Origin of the sequence: Donghicola sp. XS_ASV15 (genome assembly GCF_041224595.1) — a bacterium.
GTDB lineage: Bacteria > Pseudomonadota > Alphaproteobacteria > Rhodobacterales > Rhodobacteraceae > Donghicola.
The window spans coordinates 1-3,701 of record NZ_JBGFGN010000023.1; the positions used below are offsets into that span (position 1 = coordinate 1).

The following is a 3,701-nucleotide window of genomic DNA, read 5'->3' on the forward strand; positions in this document are numbered from 1 at the left end:
TGGGGTCTGCTCCGGCTGAGTGCAGAATGACACCTTAAGCGCCGAGGACGCGTTCTCCATATTCGCGCAGGTTGCCTTTGGGATCGACGTATCGGTACAGGGTGACGGGTTTCACGCCCAGTTCACTGCACAGCTCTGAAACGGATGTGTCCCGGTTGGCCATTGCGGCCTGTGCCATCCGGACCTGGGATTTGGTGAGTGCGAACTTTCGCCCGCCTTTGCGCCCTCGAGCGCGGGCGGCTTGCAACCCAGCCATTGTGCGCTCCCGGATCAATTCGCTTTCAAATTCAGCGAGCGCTGCAAAGATGCCAAATGACAACCGACCGGCTGCGGTGGTCGTGTCGATCTGTGCCCCCTGGCCTGTCAGCACCTTCAGGCCGACACCGCGCTCTGACAGTAAGGTCGTCGTTTTCACCAAGTGGTTCAGACTGCGGCCCATCCTGTCCAGCTTCCAGATGACTAGGACGTCGCCGTCGCGCAAAGCCTTCAGACAAGCTTCGAGGCCCGGGCGGTCGTCTTTCTTGCCCGAGGCCTGATCGGAGTAGATTTGCTTTTCATCGACGCCCGCCTCAACAAGAGCGTCCTTTTGTAGGTCAAGCGACTGGCTGCCATCGGCTTTTGAGACGCGCGCGTATCCGATCAGCATGTTTCACAAACGAACGTTTGTGATATGCGGCGAAACCCCCAGCTTTCGGGCATGGCATTTATTCCTTAATCCATTACACAATCATCGATAAGCAATCCCCAAATAGAAAGCAAAAGAAACATGGCGCATCGCACCATTTTGACCGAGCGCCAGCGTACGGCGCTTTTTGATCTACCGACTGACGAAACCTTGATGTTGCGGCATTACACACTGGCAGACGACGATATCGAGCACATCAACGAACGGCGGCGACCGGAGAACAAGATCGGTTTTGCCCTACAGCTCTGCGCCCTACGCTATCCCGGTCGGCTGTTGTCATCTGGGGAGGTCATCCCGGAAAAGGTATTGCGCTTCATCGCGGCTCAGTTGGGCCTGACCGGCAACGATGTCTTGCCATATGCCGCACGTCGGCAAACCCGTCAGCAGCACCTCCACGCCCTGCGCCAGATTTACGGCTTCAAGATGTTCTCTGGTCAAGGCGCGCGCAGTCTGAACTCCTGGCTTGAGAACGAGGCTGAAACTGCCCGATCCAACGAAGACCTGGCGCGCCGATTTGTCGAAGAGTGCCGCCGGTCGCAGGTGATCCTGCCCGGCATCTCTGTCATCGAGCGGCTCTGCGCCGATGCCCTGGTGTCGGCCGAACGCCGAATTGAAAGCCGGATCACCGCCAAACTTGATGACCGGGTCAAGGACCAACTGGACACGCTGTTGACCGAGATTGTGGACGGCAATGTCACCCGGTTCGTTTGGCTCCGGCGTTTTGAGGTGGGCGGCAACTCGGCGGGCGCATCGCGGCTTCTGGACAGGTTAGAGTTTTTGCAGGGCCTGGGCCTCTCACCGGACATTCTGGTCGATGTACCACCACATCGGATCACCCGCCTGCGCCGCCAGGGCGAGCGCTACTTTGCCGACGGATTGCGCGACATCACGAGTGACCGGCGCCTGGCGATCCTTGCCGTCTGCGCTGTGGAATGGAAGGCGGCCATTGCCGATGCCGTGATCGAGACCCATGACCGGATCGTTGGCAAGACTTGGCGCGATGCGAAAAGGTTATCCGACGCGCGCATCGCGGATGCCAGATCTTCGCTGCGTGAGACATTACGTTCTTTCAAGGATCTCGGTGCTGCCCTGCTGGAGGCAAAGGCAGATGGCGTGTCCCTTGATGCCGCCGTCGAAGTTGCGTGTGGCTGGTCTCACCTCGAACGTATGGTGACAACCGCGGCCGAGTTGACTGACACGATGGCGGCTGACGCCCTGTCTCATGTTGTTCATGGATATCACCGGTTCCGGCGCTATGCCCCAAGAATGCTGCGGGCGCTCGATATCTGCGCCGCCCCGGTGGCGGCGCCCTTGATGCAAGCGACAAAAATTATCGCCCAGGATCAAACTGATGCACCCCGTCAGGTTGGCTTCTTGCGCCGAACCTCGAAATGGCATCGACACCTCAATACTCAGGATCCAGGTGACAACCGGCTCTGGGAGGTCGCCGTGTTGTTCCAGGTGCGTGAAGCCTTCCGATCTGGCGATATCTGGCTGCCCCACTCCCGGCGCTACGCTGATCTGAAACAGGCTTTGGTGCCGATAGAAACAGCCAAAGCGTGCCCTCGCCTGACGATGCCGTTCGAACCTGAGATCTGGCTCGATGATCGCAAGGAAAGGGTGGCGGAAGGTATGACGCGTTTGGCCAAGGCCGCGCGAACCGGCGCGATTCCCGGCGGTTCAATCGAGCACGGCGTTCTCAAGATTGATCGTTTGACGGCAGCAATCCCGGCGGATGCTGATAGCATGGTGCTTGATCTCTATGGCCGCCTGCCTGCCGTCCGGATCACCGATCTGCTGCAGGAAGTTGATGACGATATCGGCTTCACCGAAGCTTTTACACACCTGCGCACCGGCGTTCCCTGCAAGGATCGCATCGGGTTGTTAAACGTGTTGCTGGCTGAGGGATTGAACCTTGGCCTCAGCAAAATGGCCGAGGCCACCAGTTCACATGACTACTTCCAACTCTCGCGCTTGTCCCGATGGCATGTTGAAAGCGATGCCATCAACCGGGCGCTTGCCAAGGTGATCGAGGCGCAGACCAAATTGCCGATGGCGCAGTTCTGGGGCGGCGGTATGACCGCTTCAAGCGACGGTCAGTTCTTTCCAACAACGCGGCATGGTGAGGCGATGAACCTCATCAACGCGAAGTATGGACAGGAGCCTGGCTTGAAAGCCTACACCCATGTCTCCGACCAGTTCGGCCCGTTTGCCACACAGAATATCCCTGCGACCGTCAACGAGGCCCCATACATTCTGGACGGCCTGCTGATGAACGAGGTGGGGAAGAAGATCAAAGAGCAATACGCCGACACCGGCGGCTTCACGGATCATGTCTTCGCCGCAACCGCACTCCTGTCTTATCGCTTCGTTCCCCGCATCCGCGATCTGCCGTCAAAACGGCTCTATCTCTTCGACCCCGCTACGGCGCCGAAGGAAATCCGCGGGCTGGTCGGCGGTAAGATCAGAGAAAAGCTGATCACGGAAAACTGGCCAGACATTTTGCGCGCCGTCGCTACCATGGCGGCGGGTGTCATGCCGCCCAGCCAGTTGTTGAGGAAGTTCGCATCATATCCCCGTCAGCACGAGCTGGCTGTTGCCTTACGGGAGATCGGGCGGATTGAGCGCACCCTGTTCATTATCGACTGGTTACTGGACGCCGACATGCAGCGCCGCGCACAAATTGGTCTGAACAAGGGTGAGGCGCATCATGCGCTGAAAAACGCCCTCCGTATCGGTCGCCAGGGTGAAATCCGAGACCGAACTTCTGAAGGGCAGCACTATCGCATGGCAGGGCTTAACCTGCTGGCCGCGATCATCATTTATTGGAATACCAAGCATCTTGGCCACGCAGTTGCAGCCAGAAAGCGCGCCGGTCTCGACTGTTCGTCAGACCTTCTGGCGCATATCTCGCCCCTCGGATGGGCGCATATCCTGCTCACAGGCGAATACAGGTGGAAAACCAGGTGATCTCCGGTCTTAGGGTGTCATTCTGCACTCAGCCGGAGCAGACCCC

2 protein-coding genes are annotated in these 3,701 nt (G+C 58.6%); one reads left to right on the top strand and one right to left on the bottom strand.

The annotated features are described in order from the left end of the window. Positions 1–34 precede the first annotated feature (34 nt). Positions 35–646 carry a recombinase family protein gene (locus tag AB9K37_RS00435; RefSeq protein ID WP_369835099.1) on the bottom strand — a complete coding sequence of 204 codons (612 nt, stop codon included), beginning with the start codon at positions 644–646 and terminating at the stop codon, positions 35–37. A 120-nt stretch (positions 647–766) separates the two neighbouring features. Here AB9K37_RS00435 and AB9K37_RS00440 point away from each other — a divergent pair, with 120 nt between their 5' ends. Then, the gene (locus AB9K37_RS00440; protein ID WP_369835100.1) at positions 767–3,655 is read left to right on the top strand and encodes a Tn3 family transposase; all 2,889 of its coding nucleotides are present in this window, start codon (positions 767–769) and stop codon (positions 3,653–3,655) included. Positions 3,656–3,701: the final 46 nt, after the last annotated feature.

What these genes read in the sequence shown, in the direction of transcription:
- AB9K37_RS00435 (WP_369835099.1), bottom strand. Translation starts at nt 646, where the DNA reads ATGCTGATCGGATACGCGCGCGTCTCAAAAGCCGATGGCAGCCAGTCG.
- AB9K37_RS00440 (WP_369835100.1), top strand. Translation starts at nt 767, where the DNA reads ATGGCGCATCGCACCATTTTGACCGAGCGCCAGCGTACGGCGCTTTTT.